This window comes from Paenarthrobacter sp. PH39-S1 (assembly GCF_030063245.1).
Lineage (GTDB): Bacteria > Actinomycetota > Actinomycetes > Actinomycetales > Micrococcaceae > Arthrobacter_M.
In genome coordinates, this window is the sequence record NZ_JASISR010000001.1 from 1 (window position 1) to 23,405 (window position 23,405).

General features: G+C 64.3%; 26 protein-coding genes. 10 read left to right on the forward strand and 16 right to left on the reverse strand.

The window, feature by feature from the left end:
• Nucleotides 1-487 (reverse strand): GntR family transcriptional regulator (locus QMG52_RS00005; protein ID WP_283558391.1); only part of this gene is annotated, 487 nt, incomplete at its 3' end.
• Nucleotides 488-1,449: 962 nt separating this feature from the next.
• Between QMG52_RS00005 and QMG52_RS00010 the strand changes: the two genes are divergently transcribed.
• A complete protein-coding gene (locus tag QMG52_RS00010; protein ID WP_283558392.1) occupies nucleotides 1,450-1,632 on the forward strand; it encodes a hypothetical protein in 183 nt (60 codons plus the stop codon).
• Nucleotides 1,633-1,694: 62 nt separating this feature from the next.
• Here QMG52_RS00010 and QMG52_RS00015 read toward each other — a convergent pair whose 3' ends face one another.
• The 3 genes from QMG52_RS00015 to QMG52_RS00025 all read right to left on the reverse strand — a co-directional run bounded on the left by QMG52_RS00015 (nucleotide 1,695) and on the right by QMG52_RS00025 (nucleotide 4,637).
• Nucleotides 1,695-2,105 carry a hypothetical protein gene (locus QMG52_RS00015; protein WP_283558393.1) on the reverse strand — a complete coding sequence of 137 codons (411 nt, stop codon included), beginning with the start codon at nucleotides 2,103-2,105 and terminating at the stop codon, nucleotides 1,695-1,697.
• A 349-nt stretch (nucleotides 2,106-2,454) separates the two neighbouring features.
• On the reverse strand, nucleotides 2,455-3,462 hold the full coding sequence (locus tag QMG52_RS00020) for a zinc-binding dehydrogenase (RefSeq protein WP_283558394.1): 1,008 nt from the start codon (nucleotides 3,460-3,462) through the stop codon (nucleotides 2,455-2,457).
• Between the two features lie 59 nt (nucleotides 3,463-3,521).
• Nucleotides 3,522-4,637, reverse strand: a complete 1,116-nt coding sequence (locus QMG52_RS00025; RefSeq protein ID WP_502920409.1) for a cation:proton antiporter — start codon at nucleotides 4,635-4,637, stop codon at nucleotides 3,522-3,524.
• A gap of 254 nt (nucleotides 4,638-4,891) precedes the next feature.
• On the opposite strand from QMG52_RS00025, the gene QMG52_RS00030 reads away from it, so the two are divergent.
• Nucleotides 4,892-5,041, forward strand: coding sequence for a GntT/GntP/DsdX family permease (locus tag QMG52_RS00030; protein WP_283558395.1), 150 nt, complete (start codon nucleotides 4,892-4,894; stop codon nucleotides 5,039-5,041).
• On the opposite strand, the gene QMG52_RS00035 is transcribed toward QMG52_RS00030, so the two are convergent.
• The 3 genes from QMG52_RS00035 to QMG52_RS00045 form a co-directional block, all read right to left on the reverse strand.
• Nucleotides 5,038-5,202 carry a hypothetical protein gene (locus tag QMG52_RS00035; RefSeq protein WP_283558396.1) on the reverse strand — a complete coding sequence of 55 codons (165 nt, stop codon included), beginning with the start codon at nucleotides 5,200-5,202 and terminating at the stop codon, nucleotides 5,038-5,040. The genes QMG52_RS00030 and QMG52_RS00035 overlap by 4 nt on opposite strands.
• Nucleotides 5,203-5,206: 4 nt before the next feature.
• Complete coding sequence (locus QMG52_RS00040; RefSeq protein WP_283558397.1) at nucleotides 5,207-5,611, reverse strand: hypothetical protein; 405 nt, start codon at nucleotides 5,609-5,611, stop codon at nucleotides 5,207-5,209.
• Between the two features lie 130 nt (nucleotides 5,612-5,741).
• A complete protein-coding gene (locus QMG52_RS00045; protein WP_502920410.1) occupies nucleotides 5,742-6,614 on the reverse strand; it encodes a prephenate dehydratase in 873 nt (290 codons plus the stop codon).
• A gap of 218 nt (nucleotides 6,615-6,832) precedes the next feature.
• Here QMG52_RS00045 and QMG52_RS00050 point away from each other — a divergent pair, with 218 nt between their 5' ends.
• Both QMG52_RS00050 and QMG52_RS00055 read left to right on the forward strand, forming a co-directional pair.
• Nucleotides 6,833-8,284, forward strand: coding sequence for an amino acid permease (locus QMG52_RS00050; protein WP_283558398.1), 1,452 nt, complete (start codon nucleotides 6,833-6,835; stop codon nucleotides 8,282-8,284).
• 111 nt (nucleotides 8,285-8,395) lie between these two features.
• Nucleotides 8,396-8,638 carry a DUF2630 family protein gene (locus QMG52_RS00055; RefSeq protein WP_283558399.1) on the forward strand — a complete coding sequence of 81 codons (243 nt, stop codon included), beginning with the start codon at nucleotides 8,396-8,398 and terminating at the stop codon, nucleotides 8,636-8,638.
• Between the two features lie 122 nt (nucleotides 8,639-8,760).
• Here QMG52_RS00055 and QMG52_RS00060 read toward each other — a convergent pair whose 3' ends face one another.
• Together QMG52_RS00060 and QMG52_RS00065 are read right to left on the reverse strand one after the other, a co-directional pair.
• Nucleotides 8,761-9,441, reverse strand: coding sequence for an ABC transporter ATP-binding protein (locus QMG52_RS00060; protein WP_283558400.1), 681 nt, complete (start codon nucleotides 9,439-9,441; stop codon nucleotides 8,761-8,763).
• A gap of 3 nt (nucleotides 9,442-9,444) precedes the next feature.
• Nucleotides 9,445-10,941, reverse strand: coding sequence for an ABC transporter permease (locus QMG52_RS00065; RefSeq protein WP_283558401.1), 1,497 nt, complete (start codon nucleotides 10,939-10,941; stop codon nucleotides 9,445-9,447).
• A 297-nt stretch (nucleotides 10,942-11,238) separates the two neighbouring features.
• Here QMG52_RS00065 and QMG52_RS00070 point away from each other — a divergent pair, with 297 nt between their 5' ends.
• The gene (locus QMG52_RS00070) at nucleotides 11,239-12,312 is read left to right on the forward strand and encodes a lipid II:glycine glycyltransferase FemX (protein WP_283558402.1); all 1,074 of its coding nucleotides are present in this window, start codon (nucleotides 11,239-11,241) and stop codon (nucleotides 12,310-12,312) included.
• Nucleotides 12,313-12,379: 67 nt separating this feature from the next.
• Complete coding sequence (locus QMG52_RS00075) at nucleotides 12,380-13,855, forward strand: threonine/serine exporter family protein (RefSeq protein WP_283558403.1); 1,476 nt, start codon at nucleotides 12,380-12,382, stop codon at nucleotides 13,853-13,855.
• Between the two features lie 65 nt (nucleotides 13,856-13,920).
• Here QMG52_RS00075 and QMG52_RS00080 read toward each other — a convergent pair whose 3' ends face one another.
• The 3 genes from QMG52_RS00080 to QMG52_RS00090 all read right to left on the reverse strand — a co-directional run bounded on the left by QMG52_RS00080 (nucleotide 13,921) and on the right by QMG52_RS00090 (nucleotide 16,713).
• Nucleotides 13,921-14,928 carry a DNA-formamidopyrimidine glycosylase family protein gene (locus tag QMG52_RS00080; RefSeq protein WP_283558404.1) on the reverse strand — a complete coding sequence of 336 codons (1,008 nt, stop codon included), beginning with the start codon at nucleotides 14,926-14,928 and terminating at the stop codon, nucleotides 13,921-13,923.
• A gap of 110 nt (nucleotides 14,929-15,038) precedes the next feature.
• Nucleotides 15,039-15,863, reverse strand: coding sequence for a siderophore-interacting protein (locus tag QMG52_RS00085; protein WP_283558405.1), 825 nt, complete (start codon nucleotides 15,861-15,863; stop codon nucleotides 15,039-15,041).
• A 76-nt stretch (nucleotides 15,864-15,939) separates the two neighbouring features.
• Entirely contained in the window at nucleotides 15,940-16,713 is a 774-nt protein-coding gene (locus QMG52_RS00090; protein WP_434617638.1) for a uracil-DNA glycosylase, read from the reverse strand.
• A 230-nt stretch (nucleotides 16,714-16,943) separates the two neighbouring features.
• Between QMG52_RS00090 and QMG52_RS00095 the strand changes: the two genes are divergently transcribed.
• From QMG52_RS00095 to QMG52_RS00105, 3 genes are all read left to right on the forward strand, one after another.
• Nucleotides 16,944-17,237 (forward strand): DUF3263 domain-containing protein, encoded by a 294-nt coding sequence (locus QMG52_RS00095; RefSeq protein WP_283558607.1) that lies wholly within the window; start codon nucleotides 16,944-16,946, stop codon nucleotides 17,235-17,237.
• Nucleotides 17,238-17,278: 41 nt separating this feature from the next.
• Entirely contained in the window at nucleotides 17,279-17,902 is a 624-nt protein-coding gene (locus tag QMG52_RS00100) for a LytR C-terminal domain-containing protein (RefSeq protein ID WP_283558406.1), read from the forward strand.
• A 161-nt stretch (nucleotides 17,903-18,063) separates the two neighbouring features.
• Nucleotides 18,064-19,260, forward strand: coding sequence for an ABC transporter substrate-binding protein (locus QMG52_RS00105; RefSeq protein WP_283558407.1), 1,197 nt, complete (start codon nucleotides 18,064-18,066; stop codon nucleotides 19,258-19,260).
• A 65-nt stretch (nucleotides 19,261-19,325) separates the two neighbouring features.
• Here QMG52_RS00105 and QMG52_RS00110 read toward each other — a convergent pair whose 3' ends face one another.
• The 3 genes from QMG52_RS00110 to QMG52_RS00120 form a co-directional block, all read right to left on the reverse strand.
• Complete coding sequence (locus QMG52_RS00110) at nucleotides 19,326-20,030, reverse strand: HAD family hydrolase (RefSeq protein WP_283558408.1); 705 nt, start codon at nucleotides 20,028-20,030, stop codon at nucleotides 19,326-19,328.
• 68 nt (nucleotides 20,031-20,098) lie between these two features.
• Nucleotides 20,099-20,539 (reverse strand): pilus assembly protein CpaE, encoded by a 441-nt coding sequence (locus QMG52_RS00115; protein WP_283558409.1) that lies wholly within the window; start codon nucleotides 20,537-20,539, stop codon nucleotides 20,099-20,101.
• Nucleotides 20,536-21,573, reverse strand: coding sequence for an NAD-dependent epimerase/dehydratase family protein (locus QMG52_RS00120; RefSeq protein ID WP_283558410.1), 1,038 nt, complete (start codon nucleotides 21,571-21,573; stop codon nucleotides 20,536-20,538). The genes QMG52_RS00115 and QMG52_RS00120 overlap by 4 nt, the downstream gene beginning before the upstream one ends.
• 275 nt (nucleotides 21,574-21,848) lie before the next feature.
• On the opposite strand from QMG52_RS00120, the gene QMG52_RS00125 reads away from it, so the two are divergent.
• Nucleotides 21,849-22,319 carry a LapA family protein gene (locus QMG52_RS00125; protein ID WP_283558411.1) on the forward strand — a complete coding sequence of 157 codons (471 nt, stop codon included), beginning with the start codon at nucleotides 21,849-21,851 and terminating at the stop codon, nucleotides 22,317-22,319.
• A gap of 170 nt (nucleotides 22,320-22,489) precedes the next feature.
• Here QMG52_RS00125 and QMG52_RS00130 read toward each other — a convergent pair whose 3' ends face one another.
• A complete protein-coding gene (locus QMG52_RS00130) occupies nucleotides 22,490-23,119 on the reverse strand; it encodes a TM2 domain-containing protein (RefSeq protein ID WP_283558412.1) in 630 nt (209 codons plus the stop codon).
• Nucleotides 23,120-23,405 lie beyond the last annotated feature (286 nt).

The window sequence follows — 23,405 nt, forward strand, 5'->3', positions numbered from 1 at the left end:
GCATCCTGATCCGTGGATGAATGGAATCCCAGATGCTTCGCGCAGAGTCCGTCGGAGAGGCGTCCACGATGATGGCGTGGAAAAGCATGTCGGCCTCGTTGAAGGCTTCGATGTCCTTGTTATAGATCGCTCGTTCCATTTCGGCCAGGACACTCCCAAAGTCTTCATACGTGTCGGCGTCAAAGAGTGCCAGCCCTTCCTTGAGGGCAAACTGCTCGATCTGGATACGGATCGGCAACAGCAGTCCCTCGACTTCAGTGCGCGAAATCGAAGCGACCTCGGACCCCTTATAGGGTGTGGACACGATGAGCCCCTGGAGCTCAAGGACCAGCATGGTCTCCCGCACCACGGCGCGGCTGACCCCGTACTCGTCGGCGAGATCCTGCTCGGTGATGCGGGAGTGCGACGGAAGATCTCCCGCCAGTATCTTGCGCCGAAGCTCCGTCGCAAGGCGGTCCTTCATCGAGATTCTCTCCAACTTGCCCATAGCCCGCACCCTTCACTTACTACTGTCGATTGTCGACAATCTTACAATAGTGACTTTTCCTACATTTGGGTAGAGGTCGGCGTCATTCTTACGCTATGAATTTTCGATCGATCCCGCCATGGACCGGCCCTCGATCACAACACAGGTGAAATACCCCTACGCCTACGGGCCACCAAAGGCAACTACAGCGCCAGACGTGCAACGGCAGATTTCAAGGTCAGGAATCAACAGCGGGGGCGGGCGAGATCTCCCGCCCAACGTCTGCTGGCGGTAACATCGTGGGAAGGATTCCCTAACTCGGCGCTTCCGTGATGCGCTATCGGCGCCAGCCTCGCATGGATGCGCTGTGTAAAGCGGCTCCTGGAAGGGCCACATTTCACGGGCCCCCGTCAGTTTCTGACCGTCGGCACCGGCCCATCATCCAGACGGGCCATATCGGGCGCCGGCTTGGCCTTCTTCACTTCCTGGTCAATAGCGGCAGCCTTTCGTGGCAACTTTCTTGCGGTGCTTTCCGGTGGAGAGATCACCGACGGGGACACATGGTCCGAGGCCAACCGTGCTCGCGACGCGTCGACGGATATCCTCATGTGAACCCCATGCCCTCAATTCCGGGCCCGCGCATGTACGGGACCTGGTAGGCGGTCTGCCTTGGTGTACAGGTGCAGGAGGACTCTTTCGCCGCGTTCGACCCGGCTCCACCGCGGCGGCGGCGGCGTCGTCCGGCATGCCGGGGCCGTCCAGGCCGCCTTCCACAGCTGCCGGGGCTCCGCGATGGCTGTGGCAGGTTGCATGCGTTCGATGAGCGAGCAGTTGAGGGCCACCTGCGTTGAGGCATCGGTGTGGGCCACCGCGGGTAGATGGCTCCTGAGGCATGGCAGCGTCTGGGTGTCCGGCTTGTTCAGAATCGGGAAGGTGCGTAATGGCAACGACGCTTGAAGTGCCTTCGTCAGGTCGGCATCCCTATGGCCAGCGACGGCGCGGTCAACGACTTCAGCAGGTCGTTCGCTGATCAAAATCATGTCCGGGTCTTCCCCGCCCACTTGCCGGCGGAGCGTCGTGGCCGCCTGACCGCGCGTCCGCGGATGCTAATCGGCGTCGCCAGCACGATTCACCATCGCCTGCTGGAAACGCAAGTGGCCGCCTAACCATCCTCCATGAGACAGAGTATGGGCGGCCTCGTTGATCACTACGTCTATGGGATCTACGCCTAGCTGACGGCCCGCTTCAGCAACTCCACCAGTCGCTTCTGATCGGCCGCGGTCAGCTTGGTCACGGCAAAAGAGCTCGGCCAGAAATTGCCTTCGTCGAGATTGGCATCGGGCTGAAAGCCGATGGTGGCGTACCGGACCTGGAACTTGGCGGCGCATTGGAAGAACACCACCACCTTGCCATCAGTGTTGATGTACGCCGGCATGCCGTACCACGTCTTTGCCCCCAAAGTAGTGTGCCTCTTGACCAGCTGGTGCAGAGTCTGAGCCAACTCCTTGTCCGTGCCGGTCATCTCGGCAATTGCAGCGAGGCATGCTGCCTCCAGATCGGCTCCCAGCTTTGCAGCCTTCGCTTCGGCAGCCGCCGCGCGCATTGCAGCTTTTTCCTCTGGGCTGAAGGTGGTGCTCATGGTCTGGTCCTTTCAAGGGTCCGCTCTACGGCCCCACTATAGGCGGAACCAGAGGCGCATGCTTTTGATTTTGCTCGGCTTGGGTAACACTCGTACGATGCGACCGTGTAACCCGTTGAGGTGTCTTAGATCTGGTCCACCAGCTTTGGGTGTCCGCAAGCCGGTGGCGAGTCCAATCGGTCGTTGCCCCTTTTATTTGTGAGGCGTCGCGTATGTCGTTGACGAAGGATCGGATCGCTGAGGAGGCCCAGCTCTGGGTGTTGATGGCCAGGGTTCGACGTTGATCGCGGAGTGCAAGGCTAGGGGTATCGATCCACGGACTGGCCCGCCTTGCAGCAAGCCCCCGTGGTCAGCCGTCGCAGTCGACAATCATGCGGCCGCTGTTGCCGCCGGAAAGGAGCGACGCGAAAGCCTCCGGGATGCGGCCAAAGCCATCAATTACGGTGTGGACACTGCGGATTTTCCCGGCGCGCAACCACCGGGTGGCGTCGGACTCGAAGTCCTCGCGCAGGTCCTCGTTCGATGTCACGTCGAAGCCGCGCATGGTCAGCTGCCGGTAGATCATCCGCATGTAGTTCGCCGGGCCGCGGCGCTCGCCACCACTCCCGTACTGGGACGCGGCGCCACAGATCACGACGCGCCCGCCAAAGCGGAGCACCTCCAGAGCGGCTTCCAGCTGTTCTCCGCCAACGTTGTCATAGAACAGGTCGATCCCGTCCGGGGCCGCTGCGCGCAGCAGGTCCAGGGCCGCGCCGTCGTGGTGGTTGAAGGCGGCGTCAGCGCCCAATTCGCCCAGCAACCGCACCTTCTGAGCCGAACCGGCGCTGCCAACCACGGTGGCGCCGACGGCCTTGGCGAACTGTAGGGCGCAGCTGCCCACACCGCCGGCCGCCCCAGAAACGTAGACGGTGTCCGCCGCCCGCACACCGCCAAAGCGCATCAGGCCGGTGTACGCGGTGAAGCCGACATGTCCAAGCACCGTCAGATGGGCCTCCAGCGGGACGTCCGCTTCGAGTGTGGGGATGCGGTGCAGCTCTTCGACAGCGGCTACTCCAACACTGCGCCACGGTGATTTTCGGACGGCGAGGTCGCCTTGGCGGAACAGATCGCTGCGGGAGTCAAGAACCTCCACGACGCCGTCGCTCGCCGGCACGTCGCCCGGACGAATGCCCGGGCCGTAGGCCGTGTCCGGGCCGCCGATCCGGTTGGCCAGCCCGGCGTTCAGGCCCAGCCGGCGCAGGCGCACCAGCACTTGGCCGGGGCCAAGCTCGGGGACATCCGCCGTTTCGATCCTGAAATTTCGTGCCTCGACGGCCCCGTCCGGGTAGTTGGCCAGCAGCACTTCGTGAGAATCCATGGTGCCAGCGTAGGCCTCCCGGGAATCCTGGGTACCGCTGCAGCCAGTAGACGGGGTGTTCACGCCGTCGTGCGGCTGGAATCGGGCGGTACGGCAGAGGGGCGCCGTCGTCGTTGATCCAGGGCAAGGAACGGGAAGAGCAGTACCGACAGCATCCCCGCGCCGATCAGGGCGGTCGCAATTCCCGAAGGGAGGAGTCCGCTGCTCCTGCCGATGGCGGTCACGGCAACGGTGATGGGCAGACCCGTCGAACTAAATAAGACGGTCGCGCGCCGGTCCGACCAGGTAGCGTCAACGGGTGCTGCCAGAAGATTCGGCAGGCCGCGCACAACCAGGAACAGGATGAGGAATATGGGCACCAGGGCAAGAATAAACGGATCGGCCAGGAGCGCGGCAAGGTCAAACGAGATACCGGTATTGATGAAAAAGACCGGTACCAGTAACCCGAAGGCGACAGCTGCAAGCTTGATTTCGACAACTTCCGCGTCGTGCCGGCTGGCGCCTGCCATCAGAACGCACCAGAGAATGCCTGCCGCAATCGCCACCAAGAGCATGTCCAGACCAAATATGAGACTCAGGGCGACCAGGATGGCGATGATGAGGAGAACGAGGCGGACGGCGAACTGGCCACTGGTGTGCAGGGTCGCCGTCATCAGCCGGTGAACGCTTTGATGCTTTCCTCGCCCAGTCAGCCAGATGGAAAGTCCGACGATGAGGACAAATACCAGCAGGAGGATGGCGGATGGTCCCAGGTTCCGGCCACTCAGAAACAGCGAGATTGCCAGCAGCGGTCCGAATTCGCCGACCGTGCCGATGGCCGTAATTGTCCGTCCGAAAGGTGACTTGGTTTCCCCAGCGTCGCGAAGTATTGGCAGAAGCGTTCCGAGGGCCGTTGACGAGAGCGCGATCCCGACCAGGACTCCGGCCTCGGGTGTGGGTGTCAGCAGCACGCCGGCGGCAACTCCCGCGCCAAGGGAGATCAGCCAGGCCAGCGCGGCCCGATTGACAGGGCGTCCCTTGATCGCGGCAAAATCAATCTCGTTGCCGGCCATGAAGAACAACATGGCTAGTCCAAGTTCGGAGAGCGTCTTGATGAACTCCGTCGGCTGCACCCAGCCGAGCATGCTCGGGTCAATGACGATACCCAAAACGATCTCGAAAACTACGAGAGGCACCTTTGCAACTCGACCGGTCAGTGAGGCCAAGAGCGGCGCAGCCCCGGCGATCAGCGAGATAAGGACGATGCTCGTCGATAGATCGTTCCCGTCAGCATTCCTTCATCTCAACCCGTCGGGGTGATGCGGGCCGCCGACGGGAGGCAACTGGTTAATACCGTCATCGTAGTCGCCCCAACGTAACCCGCCGGTGGCCACCCTGCTGCGCAGCCGGCCTCCGAGTCTGCCACGGTTGCGACTTTTTGCGGCCGGCGTTGTGGTCCGCTGGCGGGGCACCTTTCGGCGCAGGCAACCTTCAGCCGGGGCAGTTGGCCCTACTGGTGTTTGTCATCGGTGCGGGGTCGCAGTTCTTCTCGCATGTCAACGACGGCGGGTTCTGCATGGTCGGCGACGACGGCCGCTAGCGTTTGCTGTGCCGCGAATCCAGGGCGCGGCGGAGGTTTTCCGCGGCTTCGAGCACGAGCGCATCTTCCCTGTTCGCCACCACGACGGTCCTGCTCTGAGTGGGCAGCGATACCTCGTAATGGCCGGACGGGGACAGCTTCCTAATCAGCTTCGGTTGCATTTCCTCAGCTTTTGGAGTTGCCACTAGCGTCACCTTCTTCATGTGCTGTCTTTTCATTATCGTCCGGGGCTGCGGTCCCGTCCACTGGTGCGGCCAGCAACTCGGCCGTGACGCCGTCGGCGATGTCACGGAGAAGATCCGCGTCTTCATCGCGGCAGAGGTCACTGACTCCCAATCGGGCCAGTACGATAAGGCCGGTCCGCTGCCGGATCCGATCGTTCGTACAGATAGCTGCGTCGATGGCCCACTGCAGGCGCTGCCAGAACTGATCCCGTCTGTCGGCGCGTGTGCGCTCGACGAGGGTCACCAGGCCGATGGCCCCCGCGATCACGGCGCCGACCAATATGGCCAAGGGCGCGGCGGCAGAGATGTACTGCAGCCAGCCGGGGATTTCGGTAGCCGTTCGCATCGGATCAGCATAGTCCCGCGGGGGTAACGGGGGTAACAGGGGGGATCCAAGGGGACGTCCGCGCCCGCTCAGCGGACGGCTGCCGTGACTGCTTCGACGACGTACCGATCAGTTGTTCGCGGATCAGGGTCTAATCCGATATTTTGGTCTGCCGGTAGGGGTGTGCGGGGAACACGCCCAGGATCCTCAACTCGGTGCTGAAAAAGGTGAGCTCCGCCAAAGCCTGTTTCAGGGCGCGGTCCTCGGGATGGCCCTCCACATCCACCATGAACATGGTGGCGGAAAATTCACCATCCACCATGTAGCTCTCCAACCGGGTCATGTTCACGCCATTGGTCGCGAAACCGCCGAGCGCTTTGTACAGCGATGCAGCGATGTTGCGGACCCGAAAAACGAAGCTGGTGACCAGCGGCCCGCTACCGGCCTCCGGGTAGCTTTGTGGGGGAGAGAGCACCACGAATCGGGTGGTGTTGTGGTGCTCGTCTTCCACATCCTTGGCCAGAGTATCCAGCCCGTACATGCCGGCGGCCAGCGGCGGAGCCAGCGAAACCTTACTCGGATCGTTCCAGTCGCGTACCTCGCGGGCGGACCCGGCTGTGTCCCCGGCAACGACCGGTTTGAGGCCGTGAGCGCGGATGAAGCGGCGGCATTGGGCCAGGGCGTGGACATGACTGTGAACTTCTTGTGCCTGGTCAATGGTGGCACCGGGTATACCCAGCAGATCAAAGCGGATTCGCAGAAAGTGCTCGCCGACAATCTGCAGACTAGTGTCCGGGAGCAGCAGGTGAATGTCCGCTACCCGCCCCGCCACCGAGTTGTCGATCGGAATCATGGCCAGTTGTGCCTCACCGGACGTGACCAGGGCGAAGGCGTCCTCGAAGGTGGAACACGGCAGGGCCTCCCAGCCCGGGTAGGCCTCGAGGCAGGCAATGTGCGAGTTCGCTCCGGGCTCGCCCTGGTAGGCAATGGAACCGATCACGGTAGGTTCTGCTGGAGACGTCATGATTCCATGCTAGTTAATGGCCGGCAGGCTCCCTAAAAGGGCGTCCGTTCAGTAGCGGGACGCCTCAACTGTCCAACTGCACATAGGCCGCATTCGGAACTGCCGTTACAGTAAAACCCGGGCTGTGACACAGCCCACGCTTTTCGATACCAGTGGCCGCACGTAGTGGCCCGCGGGACGTCGAAGAACAGAGTCGAAGAACAGAATGGATATCAGCAGTGACTGCAGACCCACAACTTTCCAAAACGCTCAAACCGCGGCATCTGTCCATGATCGCCATCGCCGGCGTGATCGGTGCAGGGCTGTTCGTCGGCTCCGGTGTCGCAATCCAGCAGGCGGGTCCGGGCATCCTCATTGCCTATGCCGCCGCGGGTTTAGTGGTCATTCTAGTGATGCGCATGCTGGGGGAGATGGCCGCTGCCAATCCGGAAACCGGGTCCTTCTCCACCTACGCGGACAAAGCGCTGGGACGATGGGCGGGCTTTAGTATCGGCTGGTTGTATGCGTGGTTTTGGATCATTGTTCTTGGCGTGGAAGCTACGGCCGGAGCCGCGATCATGCACCGCTGGGTGCCTGGAGTGGACCAGTGGATCTGGGCGCTGATCCTGATGGTGCTGCTGACGCTGACCAACGTCGCATCGGTAAAATCCTTCGGCGAATTTGAATTCTGGTTCGCTTCCATCAAGGTCGCGGCAATCACCATCTTCCTGCTGCTCGGCGTGGCGGCAATCCTGGGCTGGTTGCCCGGCGTCGCAGCACCCGGCATGAGTAACCTCACCGGCAACGGGGGCTTCCTGCCCAATGGTGGCGGAGCCGTGTTGGCGGGGATCCTGGTGGTCGTGTTTTCCTTCTTCGGCGCGGAAATTGCCACGATAGCCGCCGGCGAGTCCGCCAACCCCGTGGATGCAGTCAAAAAGGCGGTTAAATCTACGGTCTGGCGCATTCTGATCTTCTACATCGGCTCGATTGCCATCGTGGTTACCCTGCTGCCTTGGAACGACGCGTCGGTGGCCAAGAGCCCTTACGTCGCCGTCATCGAGCTGTACGGAATCCCCGGCGCAGGCGTGATAATGGACGTCGTCGTGCTGACGTCTGTGCTTTCCTGCCTGAACTCGGGCCTGTACACAGCTAGTCGCATGATCTTTTCGCTCTCCAGCCGTGGGGACGCTCCCAAAGCGCTGCGAAGGATATCCAGGCGCGGCGTTCCTGCTGCGGCGGTCCTGGCTTCCACCGTCGTCGGCTTCATCACCGTGGGCCTGAACTACATCGCCCCTGACACGGTCTTTCTGTTCCTCGTCAATACCTCGGGCGCGATCGCCCTGTTCGTCTGGCTGGTCATTGCGCTGTCCCAGCTGATCCTGCGCCGCAGGATGGGTGCTGCCGCGAGGGACCTGCAACTAAAAATGTGGGCCTTCCCATACCTGACCTGGCTCGCCATCGGCAGCATCGTGGCCTTGCTCACCGGCATGATCGTCCTGCCGGACACCCGCGAGGCGCTGCTGCTTTCGGCCGGACTGGCGGCCGTCGTCGTCGCCCTCGGTCTGTACCGCTACCGTGGCGGCGGTGGACGCGCAGCCGCAGTGTCGGCGGCCGCCCGCTCCGCCGACGTTGAAACGCATCCGGCACCGGAAGGAAGCCCGGACCAGAAACCGGTCATCGTCGTGAAATAGGCCGTTGCCCGCCTGATGACGGATGGGGTTGGGTGTGGTCAGCGGCGCGCGTACTGCGTAGCCTAGGACGCAAGGACATATGTCCTGCCGGGTCGAAGGGAGGAGTCAGCGATGGATGGTCAGCAGATACATCAACGGATTCAGGAACTGGTGCAGCAGGAGCAAGGCCTACGCGACGTGGCCCGTTCCGAGGGGGAGTCGAAATCCCGCAGCGAGGAGCTCCGGCGCCTCGAGGTCCAGCTGGATCAGTGCTGGGACCTGCTCCGGCAGCGGCGCGCCAAGCTAGACGCGGGCCAGAATCCAGATGAGGCCGCCGTGCGTCCCGCTGATGAGGTGGAGGGTTACCGACAGTAGCCCTCCAGCGAGAAGACGGGGCGGACCAGCGACGACGGGGCGGACCAGCGAGGACGCTGTTGCGCAACATCGTTATCGCAGGTCCGCCCCGTCATCAGCGGCCAGCGGCCCGGGCAGCGTCCCTAGCTGGCCGTTATCTCAGTGATTTTGCCGCGGGCCAGCCGGAATTTACGGTCCGTCTTCCCGGTCAGGGCCTGGTCGTGGGTGACCACCAGAATGGTCGTGTTTTTCTCATGCGAGAGCGAGCGCAGCAGTTCGATGATGAGTTCGCCCGTTTCGTCATCGAGGTTTCCCGTCGGCTCGTCCGCCAGGATCAGTTTGGGCCTGTTCGCCAAGGCCCGCGCAATCGAAACGCGCTGCTGCTGACCGCCGGAAAGCCTGTTGGCCTTCCGGTCGTGCATATCCTCAGTCAGTTCCACCTGGTTGAGCAGCTCGGCGGCACGCACGCTGCGTTCGGCCCGGGACACACCGGCGAATTCCATCGGCAGCATGACGTTTTCCTTCGCCGAGAGGTTCGGGATCAGGTTGTACTGCTGGAAGACGAAACCAATATCGTCTCGGCGGTAGGCCGTCAGCTTGGCGTCGGGCAGCTTGCTGATGTTGACCTCATCCACCAGCACGTCGCCGGATGTGGCCTTGTCCAGCGCCCCCAGCAGGGACAGCAGCGTGCTCTTGCCACTGCCGCTCTTGCCCAGAATGGCGGCAAAGGTGCCCTGCCCGACGGAGAAGGTCACTCCATTGACCGGTTTGATGGTGTGGTCGCCCGATTTGAAGGCCTTGACGACGTCTTTTACTTCCAGCATGGCTTACTCTCCTCGCAGAACTTCGATGGGACGGATCTTGGCTGTCAGCAGCGCCGGGATCAGCGCGCCGAGGGCTGCAATGACCAGGATGCCGACGACGCCGAGGACCAGGGTCTGCCAGCCAACGGAGGTACTGACGGTGCCGATCAGCTGACTCGCTCCGGCAAAGGCACCCCGACCGCTGCCCTGAAATCGCGTGCCTCCACCGACTGCCTGTCCGGCCGCCTGCCCCGCGGCACCAAGGGCCGCCCGGCGACCCGAGCCTGCCGCCGTCGTCGTACTCGTGTTGCTGGAGACCAGCGCGCCGACGATCGAATTGCTGCTGAAGGACGCGATGACCGCGCCGGCCACGGAGCCCATGACCACCAGCACCAGTGCCTCGATGACGAACTGCACTCCGATGCTGCGATTGGAGGCGCCGATGGCCTTCAGCGCGCCGATCTCCCGGCGGCGTTCACGCACCACCATGATCATGATCAGCAACACGATCAGACCGGCGGTGCCGAGGGCGGCGATGAAGCCAATCAGGGAGATGTTCTGCACGCTGCCGAGCGAGCCGATGGCGGAATCCAGATTGGCGGAGCCGGCGGTGACGTCCACGCGGGTGCTGTCCAGCGCCGACGCCAGCGCTGTCTTGGTGGCATCCACGTTGTCGATGCTGTCCACAACCACGCTCATGGTGCTGATTTCGCCGGTTTGGCCGGTCAGCGTCTGTGCGGCCACGAGCGGCAGATAGATCGCGTTGTTGTCGAAGGCGGTGCCGGCGTCGAAGATTCCGGCCACCGTCATGGTGCGGTCGTTGACGGTGAACGTGGAGCCGACGGTCAGGGAGTTCTTGGCGGCCAGCGTGCTGCCGACGAGCGCCTGGGCGGAGGTCCCGGCGAAATCGCTCAGGGCGGCCCCGCTGATGATGTTGATGGCCGCACCGGCGGCGTTGACCGATCCGTTGATGCCGGTGGCCTCGATCGGGATGCTGAAGCCGGCCCTTGCGGCGGTGTTGCCGGCCCCGGTCCCGCCGCTGGCTCCGGAGGTGGCGGTAGCGGACGAGTTGCTGGCGGTGCTGCCGCTCGCCCGGTTACCCAAGGTGCCGGGGTCGACGGCGGACACCAGGCTGGTGGTGCCGTCGGCGGCCCTTCCTCCCGGGCCGCCGGACTGCCCGCCCCCCTGTGCAGTGGCGGATGCCGCGGCGGTGCCGGAGCTGCTCAACCGGAGCGTGAGCGCCCCGTTGACCGAGCCGACATGCGCCACGGACTGGGCGGTGCTGACATCGGCAGTGGTCAACGGCTCGCCGCCGCCCTGCCCGCCGCGCGATCCGGCTGGGTTCACCGTCAGGTTGTTGCCGACGGACGCCTTCAGTGAGGTGATCCTGTCCGCCACGGCCTGATTGGCCACCAGCATGGACAGGGCCAGCCCAATGGCGACGGCCAGAATAACGACGACGGCGCCGCTGCGGACCTTATTGCGGAAGGCATTGCCCACACTACGGGCTAAAACACTCATAATTGCTCCAGAGATTGCCGGCGCCCTGGCGGCGCTCGTTGTCCTTCATGCTTCAGCGTGTAACCGTGGAAGTGCTTTCCCGATGCTGTGGCCGGGCTGTGAGCCGTGGACCTCCCCGGAAATTCCGGCACTCTGCTTTGTGCTCCTCCCGACGTGGGCAACGCCTCAGGAAGGGCACAGCCACTGGCCGTTAGACTTGATGCAGACGTCCATCAGCCAACCTTGATGCAGCCGTCTGCCGCCAAATCTCCCGCCAAACCACGCTGCATACAATGCCGCCAATCAATTGAGGGTCTCTTGCCAGAATTCACTGCCCGGTTCGCCTCCCCAGCGGAGATTGCGGGCTGGGATGCACATGTCACCGCGAATCCTAATGGTGGCAACCTCCTGCAGTCGGAGGCCTTCGCGGAGGTTAAGAGCGACTACGGCTGGAAGCCGTTGTACCTGGTGTACGAATCCTCCGATTACCGCAGCTACAACCTGGTGCTGGAAAAGTCATTCCCCGTGCTCGGCAGGCTCTGGTATCTGATCAAGGGGCCAGACGCCGCGGACGTGGCGGACATTCGCGCCATGATGACGGCCACGGTGGGACTCATTAAGCGGGCCCGGCTGAACGTCTTTGCGGTTAAGATCGAGCCGGACATCGTGGACGGTGCCCGGGCCCGTGCCGTTCTTGCGGACGCCGGGCTGGTCAAGACTTTCAATCTGCAGCCCAATGACAGTACCGCGATTCTGGATATTTCACCGGAGGAAAACCAGCTGCTGCGCAATCTGCATTCGCGCGGCCGCAACGCGGTCCGACGGGCGTTGCGCGAAGGCGTCGAGGTGCGTCAGGTGGAGCCGACGGAGCAGAACCTGACGTCCATGTATGTGCTGATGGCGGGCACCATTGCCGAAAAGGGGAGCACCCAGATCCGGGACTACGGCTATTACCGCCGGTTCTGGAACGGGTTCATCGGCCGGGGGCAGGGCCGGCTCTACTTTGTTTACGAGGACAACCGTCCGTCGGTTGGCGCCTTCGTGATCAACTACGGAAACAAGGGCACCTATAAGGACGGCGGATCGCTGCAGAAGCGCTCGCAGTATGGGGATTCGCACCTGGTGCAATGGGTTGCCATCAATGCCATAAAGGAACTTGGCGTCACCGAGTACGATTTCTGTGGCACGCCGCCGGCAGACCGGTTGAAGGACCCATCGCATCCGCATCACGGGCTGGGAATGTTTAAGACCAGCTTCACGAAAACGGTCACCGACTTTGTGGGCTGTTACGATCTGGCGGTCAGGCCCTTGACCTATAAGGCATGGACCGTGGCCGGTGAGCGGCTCTTCCGGCAACTGTATACGCGCCGGACAGGAAAGCAGTTTTACTGAGCAACAGCAACAGCAACAGCAACAGCAACAGCAGCAACAGCAGGCTTCAGCCGGTGGGAAGGGCCAGATGAGCGACAAGTCACAGGACAGGAACCGCTCGGTGCAACATCCCGGAATGATTCCCGTGGTTCCGGCAGTGAAGCAGAATTACGCGGCACGGAGTGTGCTGCGTAAGCTCGTGCAGGGCGAAGCACCACCGACGGCCCCGATGAGTATCGTGGAACGCCTTGCCGGCAGCCCCTATGCGAATCCGATGATCCAGGTGGGCGGGGTGGATGCCTCGGCCCGCAAGACCATCGATTTCGCGCTGCATCTGGCCGAAACGATGTTCCGCTACGGGGCCGGGGCCCTGGAGGTGGAGACCAGCATCATCGCGGTCACCGCTGCGCTTGGGCTGCGCAATATCGAGGTCGACATCACGAACCAGTCGGTCATCATCAACTACGCCAAGAAGGATGCCACGCCCATCACCCTGCTGCGCGTGGTGCGGTCGTGGACCAATAACTATGCCGGCCTGGCACTGGTGCATGAGCTGGTGACCGACATTGTCTCCGGCGGGGTGGGCCGCGACGAGTCGTATCGCCGGCTGGACGTCATCCTCAGGAGCCCGAGGCCCTTCCCGCGCTGGATGGTGACCCTGGCGGAGGCCGGATTTGCCGGCATCGTCGTGGCAGTGATCGGTGGCGCCGCCTTCGGCGCGCTAGTCGCGTTGCTCAGCTCGCTGCTGGTGGGGCTGCTGGCCCGTACCCTGGGCAAATGGCGGGTGCCGGACTTCTTCATCACGGGGGCCAGCTCCTTTGTGGTGACCGCGATAGCCTTGGCATGTTCCCTGCTGAACGTTCCCCTGACCCCTGCCACGGTGGTGGCCGGCGGTATTCTGCTGCTGCTGCCCTCCGGCCGGCTCGTCTCCGCCGTCCAGGATGCCATCAATGGCTTCCCCGTGACAGCCGCGGGACGTTTCCTGTCCGCGTTCCTGACCTTTGGTGCGATCGTCTCCGGTATTGCCGGGGCCCTGGTCTGCGGATCGCTTTTCGGCTCCGGGGACCTGAACGTGACGCAGCCGCTGTCCGGCGGTCTGCCCTTATGGATCGCCCTGCCGCTGGTGCTGCTGGCCTCCGTGGCCATCGGCATTGCCGAGCAGACCAAGATTAAGCTGCTGCTGCCCACCGGCCTGATCGGGCTGATGGGGTACTGCGTCCTGCTGGTCGCCACGGCGGCCGGGCTCGGCGACAGATTCGCGCCCGCAGTGGCCGCCGTTGCCGTGGGAATGGCGGCTCGTTTCGTGGCGCTGCGGATGGGGGCGCCGCAGCTGGTTGTCGCCGTGCCGTCCGTCATTTTCCTGCTGGTGGGGTTGTCCATCTTCCGCGCCATGTTCGTCATGACCATCACTCCAGCCGCCTCGGTGGAAGGCGCGGTGGGACTGTTTAATGCTCTGATCATCATCATGGCCGTTGCCGCCGGCGTGGTGCTCGGCGATAATCTGGCACGTCCACTGACCCGGGGGCAGGGGAGCAACGAGAAGCGGCGCAACCGGCGCCGTTAGCGCTCCTGCATGAATTTTCCCCGCCCGCTCCGGTCGGCGAGGCCAACATGCCTGCAACGTGGACGCTATTTGAGGAACTTGGACGTCCGCCGGTCCGCGAGGATCTTTCCGCCGGTCTGGCAGGTCGGACAATACTGCAGCGACGTGTCAGCGAAGGAGACCTCCCGGACCTCGTCGCCGCAGACGGGGCAGGCCTGTCCCGTTCTTCCATGGACCCGCATGCTGGCCCGTTTCGTGTCCTTCAATGCGCTGGCCGGCTTGCCTTCGGCTGACTTAACGGCCGCTCCGAGCACGTTCCCGATGGCGTCGTACAACGCCCTGACGGCCGGCTCGTCCAAGGATCGGGCGATGGCGAAGGGCGACAGCCGCGCGGCATGCAGTATCTCGTCGCTGTAGGCGTTTCCGATTCCGGCGATCACCCGCTGATTGCGCAGCAAACCCTTGAGCTGGCCGGAGCCTGCGGCCAGGATGCCGGCCAGTTCCGGAACGCCGAAGTCCGCGCTGAGCGGATCCGGTCCGAGGGCGGCGATGCCGGGTACATCGGACGGGCTGCGGACGACGTAAACCGCCAGGCTCTTCCTGGTCCCGGCCTCGGTCAGATCCAGGCTCCGCACGGCGGAATCCTGGTCGAAGGTCAGTCGTGCAGCGATCGGTCCTTTGCCCGGGTGCAGCACAGCGTTCGACGGCGTTTCAAAGTACCGTACCCAGCCCGCCTTTGCCAGGTGGAAGATCAGGTGGAGTGGCCCGGGGGTCCAGTCCGCGTGAGCCTCAGTATCCGCGGCAGTGGAAGCGTGAGCCTCAGTTTCCGCGACCGCGGCACCATAAGCCTCGGTATCCGCGGCGGCGGCCGCGGCACCGTGGAGGTCGGGGGATCCGAGCGCGGTGAGGGACATATCGACGAACTTTCCGTGCCGTGTCACGGCGGCGAGCCGCAGCCCCTGCAGGTCTGCGTAGGACGGATCGGCCGTCTTCAGCGCCGCGGAGGACAGAACCTGCATCCGCGTCAGCATTGCCCCCAACAGATTTGTCTGCAGAAAGCCGATCAGACCGGCAACCTCCGGAAGTTCTGGCATACAGCCATTGTGCCCCAACGCCAGGGATCCGCGCAGTATGGAAATTCCCACGGCCCGAGGCGTCCCTCGGCACACTCCAGAAGAGTGCTCAGCAGCGTTCAGAAGGGTGGTCAGATTTTTCCGATCGGCAGTTTCTTCTCGGCTTGGAAACCGTCCTCGTTGCGCCCCCGGGCCCAATAGCCGGAAAGCGAGACCTGGGACCTCTCCAGGCCCTGTCCGGCGAAGAAGATCTTCCGGAGTGCTTTCATATATTCGCGCTCGCCGTGGGCAAAGACATCTACTGTTCCCTCGCGCCACGTGGCCGCCGCCACCGCGTCTGTCAGCAGGGCGCTGGTGCCGGCGGGTTCACCCTCGCGGAGCAGCCAGACCAATTCCATTCCACGCGGGGCGGCAATTTCCTGGATGTCCGCTTCGGCGTCGACCTCCAGAAAAGCGTGGCCAACGGCACCTTCGGGCAGCGCTTCCATCGCCGCGGCGATGGCGGGTAGTGCGGCCTCGTCGCCGGCATACAGGTACCAGTCGGCGTCCGGGGTTGGGGTATAGCCGCCGCCCGGTCCGGAGACGATCAGTCGGTCACCCGGTTGGGCCGCCGCGGCCCACGGGCCGGCCAGACCCTCGTCTCCGTGCACCACAAAGTCGATGGCCAGTTCCTGCGCCACCGGGTTCACCCAGCGGACCGTGTAGGTGCGGGTGGACGGCCATTGTTCGCGCGGAAGCGTGTCCCGGAGGGCGAAAACGTCAACTGGTTCCGGATAGTCGACGCCGGGCTGAAGAAAGTGGAGCTTGACGTACATATCGGTGGAATTGTTCGGGGTGAAGTCCGAGAAGCCCGCACCTCCTGCGATAACGCGCACCATATGGTCACCGAGCCAGTGCGTCCGCAGCACGGTCAGGGTGGCCTGCGGACGGTGCTTTACGGCGGGGGCAATTGTCATGTCAGGGCTCCTGGGATCGGCGTGGACAACCTCCAGACCGGGCTTTTGCCAGCTGGGTGAGGGCGCCCTTACGAGCCTATAGCGAGGGAAGGGCCCAGTCGACCGGGGACCCGCCCTGGGCCTGCAGCAGTTCGTTGGTGCGGCTGAACGGCCGCGATCCGAAGAATCCGCGGGAAGCGGACAACGGGCTGGGGTGCGCGGAGACGACGGCGGCGGTTCCGCCCAGCAGCGGCCGGAGTTTGAGTGCATCCTTGCCCCAAAGGACGGCGACCAGCGGCGTGTCCCGGGCTGCCAGGGAGCTGATGGCGGCATCCGTGACGAACTCCCAGCCCTTCCCGCGGTGCGAGCCGGTGGCTCCCGGCGCCACGGAAAGAACCCTGTTCAGCAGCATCACACCCCGGTCCGCCCACGGGCTCAGATCACCGTGCTGCACCGGCGGAATGCCAAGATCCGACTGAAGCTCCTTATAAATGTTGGCCAGACTACGCGGCAGCGGGCGGGTGCGCCGGTCCGTGCAGAACGCCAGCCCGACGGAGTGCCCCGGGGTGGGGTAGGGATCCTGACCGGCGATCAGCACCCTGACGTCGGCCAGGGGACGTTCGAAGGCGCGCAAAACGTGCCGGGGACGGGGCAGAAACCCGGGTCCGTCGTCGTACTCCCGCCGCAGAAAGCGGCCCATCCGGCGCAGCTGCTCCTCGACCGGCTGCAGGGCCGCGGCCCAGTCCGGAGCCATGGCCGCCAGCGGCTCATCCGCTAAGCGCGCGAGCGCGTCCTCATCGTCAGCCTGCCAGCGGCCTGTCCCGGGGGGATCGGATGCGGGGGGATCGAAAAGTGCATCGGAATCAGTCACGCACCCTATTCTGGCCGACCCGGAGCGCATGTGCATCGTCCGCTCGGCGGCACGCACAGGGGACCGCCCAGCTGGCACGCCAACGGCCTGGCGGGTGACCGGCAGGGGGAAGCGGCCGGCGGGCAGGCCAAAAGGCCACCAAATGACAACAGTGTGATTCGCACTTATCATGGAGGGACTTGACTTTGCCGGAATTTGGAATGGAGTGTGCCGTGGCTGAACCTGCACCGATGCCCGGGACTCCGGTGGATGCCGGCCCCGGGGGGGAGCAGGCCGCGAGGGCCGTCAGCGCACGCGACGCGCAGATGCTTGCGCTGGAACGGCAGTGGTGGAAGTACGCCGGGGCCAAGGAGCAGGCCATCCGTGAGCTCTTTGACATGTCCGCGACGCACTATTATCAGATCCTCAATGCCCTGATCGACACAGAGGACGCTTTGGCCCATGATCCAATGCTGGTCAAGAGACTGCGTAGACTACGTACGTCGCGTCAGAGGGCCAGGACGGCCCGCCGGCTGGGAAACTGACGCGAAGCCACGTGCAATAAACACAAGGACGCAGTAGCCACATGAGCAAACACCCGCGGGATGAGTTCGACAAAGTCCCCGAACATTCGTCGCGCCGCGGGGTCCACCGCGATTCCATTGATGCACCGAGGGCCGCGCTTGCACCGCTGATTGTTTTCGGTGTGGTGGCCTTGATCATCGGTGCCGCAGCGTTCTTTGTGCTGCCGAAGTTCGGCTTCGGCTCCGTGTCCGATACCTCCGGATCGCCGTCGGCTACGCCAACGTCGACGCCTGCATCCTCCAGTCCCGAACCCTCCGGCGCCCCTTCGTCGAGCGCGCCTGCCACCCCGACCTCCAGGGTGGCGGCGCCGCCGTCGTCCGCGCCGGCTGCAGCACCTCAGGCCACTGCAGTGGACAGGACAACGCCGATCAGTGTGCTCAATGCCTCAGGCGTCGTGGGACTCGCCGCGAAGTACGGTGACATGGTGACCGGCGCCGGGTGGTCGGTCAGCCAGATGGCCAACTGGGCTGGTGCGGCCCAGCCCAGCTCGGTCATTTTTTACCAGGGCGCCGAGCAGAAAGCCACTGCCGAGGCGGTCGGGGCATTGCTGGGGATCACCCGATTGACCGAGACCGCGGACCTGCAGATTCCGCTGGCTGTTGTGCTGGGGCCGGGAGCTCAGTGACGCCTGCGCCATCGGCGACTCTCGTCCCGCGTGACTCCGTCCCGCGTGGCTCCGCTCAGCGTCGCTGGCCCACGCGTTGTGCCGGCCCGGGGCAGCAGACGAGCAGGGCCGGGCACGCCGGCGTGCGGTGCGGTTCCCTCGCTATCTCGCTTGCCGCCGTCGTGCTGGTTGCCACAGCCTGCTCCGGCACGTCCGGCAACGCCCGGACCGCCGACGTGGAGCCCAGCGGCGACGGCGTACTCAGGGTCGGTCTGCTGCTGGACAGCCCGGGCACCCAGGGCTTCATCAACGATTCCGAGCAGGCGGCTGCACGGCTTGCCGTAAGCCAGATCAATGCCAGCGGCGGATTCAAGGGCAAACCGGTGGCGCTGCTGCCGGTCACGCCGGGAACCGATACCCGGGCCCAGTCGGAGCACATGGTGGCGGCCGGCGCCGACGTGGTGATCGGACCGACCGATTCGTCCAACGCGGTGGCCGCCATCGACGTGCTGAGCAAGGCCAAGGTTACGCTCATCTCGCCGGCGAACACGGCGCCCGAACTGAGCAGCATCGGCAGCGGGGGGTACTACTTCAGGACCCAGGCTTCGTCCACCCTGCAGGCACAGGTGCTGGCCAAACGGGCTGCCGGCATCGGTGCCAGGGTTGCCGTGCTGCACGAGAGCGGAAGCTACGGGACGGACGTCTCCCATGCCGTCTCCGATGCGCTGAAGGCATCATCACATTCCGTTGCGGCCGATGCGGAGGCCAAGCCGGGCACGGAAGCGGATGCCGTGAAGACGATCAAGGATGCGTCGCCCGACGCGGTCATCCTGGTGGCCCGGGGTGACGGGCAGGCCATGCTGGCCGAGCTGGCGAATGCCGGCATTCCGGGGTCCAAGCTGGTGCTCAGCGACGGCGCCACGGGAATTTACGGCACCGCTCTGGCCTCGACCGCGCTGCAGGGTGCCACCGGTCTGCTGCCGGGAATCTTCCCGACGGCGGAATTCCAGCAGCAGCTGTTGAGTGTCTCGCCGGCGCTGAAGGACATGACGTTCGCCGGCGAAACGTACGACGCCGTGATGCTGGCCGCGCTGGCCGCAACGGCGGCTAACGACGACGCGGGGGCCTCCATCGCGGCCAAGCTGCTGTCCGTCTCCGGAGGCAGGGTAGCCGGCGAGGCCGCGGGGGTGCCCTGCACCGGGTATCCGGACTGTTCGCAGCTGCTGATGCAAAAGAAACACATTGACTACGACGGCATCTCCGGTGCCATCAACTTCAACGAGAACGGTGATATCACGGCGGCAAATTACGTTGTCTACAGCTTTGGTGCGGACAATAAACCCGTGATGAGCGGGACGGAAAAGGCGACTGCGCCGTAATCAGCGGCTGCCGGGGCGACGCCGGGGCCGCAAAGTTCCGTGCCGGCGGGGTCTCCTTGGGCCCGCTAGTTTCGTCGGGCCGCACGGGCCGCCAGCGGGCCGATCGGGCTCTGCGCCAGATTGGACAACAGCTGCTGCGGGCCTTCAAAAACAGCCACGGCGCCGGCGTCCTTCAGCTCGGCCTCGCTGGTGCCGCCGCAGGTGACGCCGATGCACGGGATCGACAGTTTTGCGGCGGCCTGGACATCCCACACGGAATCCCCGACGAACACCACGTTTTCCGCCTCAAGGTGCCCGGCCCGCAACGCCGCGGCCAGGATATCCGGGGCGGGCTTGCTCTCCTGTGCATCGGCGGAGCTCGTGGCGGCATCAATGCTGGCGTCGGCATCCAGCGCCGCTCTTAGGACAGTGAGGTCGTCCCGTTTGGCTGACGTCGCCAGCACAACGGCGAGCTGTGCATCCGCGCATTGGACCAACAGGTCCTTGGCCCCGGCGAAGGGCCGCAGGGACGGCCAGCGGGTGGAGAAGATAGCCCCGTGGGCGGCTTCCAGCGCAGCGTCGTTATCCTGGTCCCGGTCTGCACCGAGCAGATGCCCGATGAGCTTGTCTCCGCCCATTCCGACCGCCCGGTGAATGGACGCCATGGGCACATCCAGCCCGTACCGCCGGAACGCCTCCCACCACGCGATCGTATGCAGGTAGCTGGAGTCGATCAGGGTTCCGTCGACGTCGAAGAGGACGCCGAGCTTCTTTTCACCGTGCACAGTCATGATGCGTCCCATGGGTTTCCGGACGCCGCAAGGTGCTCCGGCGCCCTGTGTTAACGCTACGCCGTCGTCTACGCTGCGCCGTCGCTGACCAGCGCCAGCACCGCCTTCCCGTACGCTTCCGCGGGATCCGGGTCCTGGTAGAGCCTGAGCGCACTCTGCCGCTGAACCTCCACGACGAACCCGATCTGGCCGCTGTTGAGGGCTTCCCGCCGCAGCGCCCTGAAGGTGCCCCCCAGCAGGTCCCGGAGCTGATTCTCGTGCGGGAGCCAGAGCGATTCCTCCAGCGAGACGGAGTCCAGCGCCCATTCAGTGGTCCCGTTCATCCCCAGTACGGTCCCGGTGGGGTAGGCGTGGGCTTCGATCGTCATATCGCTGACCACGAAAACCTCATTTGCCTCGAGCACGTCGGGACTGTCGATCAGCCGTTCGATGCAGAACGTGTCGCCGGCGACCGGTATCCAGCGCAGGCCGGCCCTGCGCAGGGCACCGGCAAGTTCCGTGGAGATCACTTTCCGGCCCGCGTCCGGCGCGGCTGCAGCTTGGGGGAACCTGCCACCCCGTCGCCGTAGCCCATGCCCTGGATCGCAGCCACCATGGCGTCCACGGAGCTGATTTTCGGATCCCAACCCAACGCCCGGATCCTGTCCGTGTTCATAACCGGTGACTGCGCGGCCATGTCCACCCATCCCGGATCGGAACGCTGCAGCCGAAGCCACCAGGTCACCGCGGCCAGCGCACGAAGCACCACCAGCGGCAAGGTAATGATCCGGCGGGTCCCGAGAATCCACCCCAACAGCTCGGGGGTGATCACCGGTTCCGCCGCGACATTGAACGCGCCGGGCGCACGCTCGGCGATGACCCGCCAATAGGCGTCCGCTACGTCGTCCGCGTGTACAGCCTGGAACGTCAGCTCGCGGGGCAGCGGCAGCAACGGCGTCGTGATTTTGTAGCCAAGGTACTTGGGCACCAGGGGACCGAGGAATAGGCGCCCGACCTCACTTCCGGCGTCGCGCTGGAAAATCAGGGAGGGCCGCAGGCGGCTGACTACCACCTCCGGATGCTGGGCCTCGAACGCGTCCAGCAGGCGCTCGTTGGCCGCCTTGTGCCGGCTGTAATGCGAGGTGTGAATGCCTCCGGTGGGCCACGCTTCATCCGAGCGCCGGATCTTGGCCCCTGGACTATAGGCGCCGACGGACGAGGCATATACGACGTGCCGGGCCTTGGCACTGGCCGCGGCAAGCAGCACATTTTCCAGCCCGGTGACATTGGTGGCGAACATGGTCGGCTCGTCATGGTTGGGCTGAATGGCCCAGGCAAGATTGACGACGACGTCGGCCCCGTCAAGTACTGCGGCCAGACGCGGCGCCGCCCCGGGTGCCCCTATGTCCACGCTGTGCCAGCGCACATAGGCGTACGGCTCCGCGTCGGGATCGGGGAGATGGCGGGCAATTCCCAGCACGGATTCGACTCCCGGGGCCTGGTGAAGACGCCGCAGCAGCGCTGTTCCTACGTTCCCGGTGGCTCCGATGACAGCAACCCGCATCCGGCTCTCCTTAAACTTGATGGTAAGCACCCTCTGTGGCAAGCAAAGCTGGTGACAGGCAAACTTGGTGGCAGTAAGCCTACTGATAGTAAGCAAGCCTATTGTCGGCCGGTGCGGGGAGCAAGGGTACGGGGAGCAAGGGCGCGGTGGCCCTTTCCGGCCTAGGATGTTGCCTAAGTACAAGTATCGGAACCAGCAACGCGGAACGTCCGGTCCCGGCCCCAGCAACGAGGCCGCAACGCTGGATCCGCGGTCACAGACAGGAGAGTCGGACCATGAGCACCGAATCCAGCGAACCGTCACGAGGCGTTCCATCCGGGCTCGGCCCCCGGGCACAGGAAACGGACGAGCCCGAGGGGCCTTTGAGCCGGAGCCGTTCCGGCACGGACCCCGGCCGTTCCGGCACGGACCCCGGCCGTTCCGGCACGGACCCCGGCCGTTCCGGCACGGACCCCGGCCGTTCCGGCACGGAAATACCCCGTGGAACAGGTGTGACACGCGCTGCGGCTGTCTGGGTCGCCGTGGCCATTTCGCTGGCCGTGCTGGTTTTGCTGATTATCTTTTTCATCCAGAATCAGGATCAGGTCAGGGTTTACTTCCTTGGCTTGGAGGGATCGCTGGCCTTGGGGATAGCGCTGTTTATAGCGGCCGTCGGGGGCGGGATCCTGGTGGCCCTGGCCGGAGGGGCGCGGATCATTCAGTTGCGCATTCAGGGACATAGAAGGAGGAAACTGGGGAACTCTTAGCCGGCGCGGCTGCGGCCGGCGGCTCCGGCCGCGGCTCCGGGCACGGCAGGATTCTGCGCACAGATCCAGCCGCGGGTCCTGGCTACGGCTCCGTCCGCGGTTGCGGGCATGGTTCCGGTTTCTGGCTGGCGGTCGCGCAGCGTCAATCCCGCAGGGGCAGTCCCGCAGTTTTAATCCCGCAGCGGGATCCCCTTGGCATCATGTCTGAAGTTTTCGGATCCGGTCAGGATGAGAATTCCCTCAATAATGCCCCAGATCCAACTGACCCAGGAGAGGGTACCAATAGACAGCACAGTAATCAGCAACTGGGCCACCGCCTTGCCCGTGAAGCCAAGGTAAAAATTGTGGACGCCGAACGAGCCAAGGAAGATGCCGAGCAGTCCGGCCGCAATTTTGGATTTCTGTTCCACGCCGGGCTGGCCGTATACCTGCTGACCGTACGGCGACTGACCGTACGGCGACTGACCGTACGGCGACTGACCGGGCGACTGACCGTAGGGCTGCTGATTATATGACTGCTGATACGGCTGCTGCCCAAGCTGCTGGCCATAGGGTTGCTGCCCCGCGGGCGGCTGGGGATACGGCTGCTGACCGTACTGCTCCGGCTCGGCAGCGGGGGCTTCGTCCGGCCTGGGGTAGGGAACCTTGCCCGAAGGGGCTTGGCCGTATCCGCTGCCCCCTGTCTCCGGAGGCTGGTAGGGGGAGTCGGGAGACTGGTATCCGGGAAGTGACTCGGAGGGCATGTTCTCGCGGGGCAGATCGGGGTCGGCCGGATTTCCCTGCTGCGGATTTTCGCTCATGCTGACTCCTGATGCTGTTGCGGGGGACAAACGCGTAAGGGAATGTATTCTTCATTAACGCTATGCCATGACCATGCGGGGCGCCAGAGAATGAGGCGACGCTGGCGGTGCAATTTCCCCGGCGCGGAGTTCGCCGGCAGCGCAAGAAATCCGATCCGCTTGCACTCTCCACGGGTGAGTGCTAATTATTGAGTTAGCACTCTCCGGTGCCGACTGCTAAAAACTCGAGGTGCCGGAGCGAGTGATGCAGTAACCAGTGTGGTGAGAGCCTGCCGGCCGGCGTATA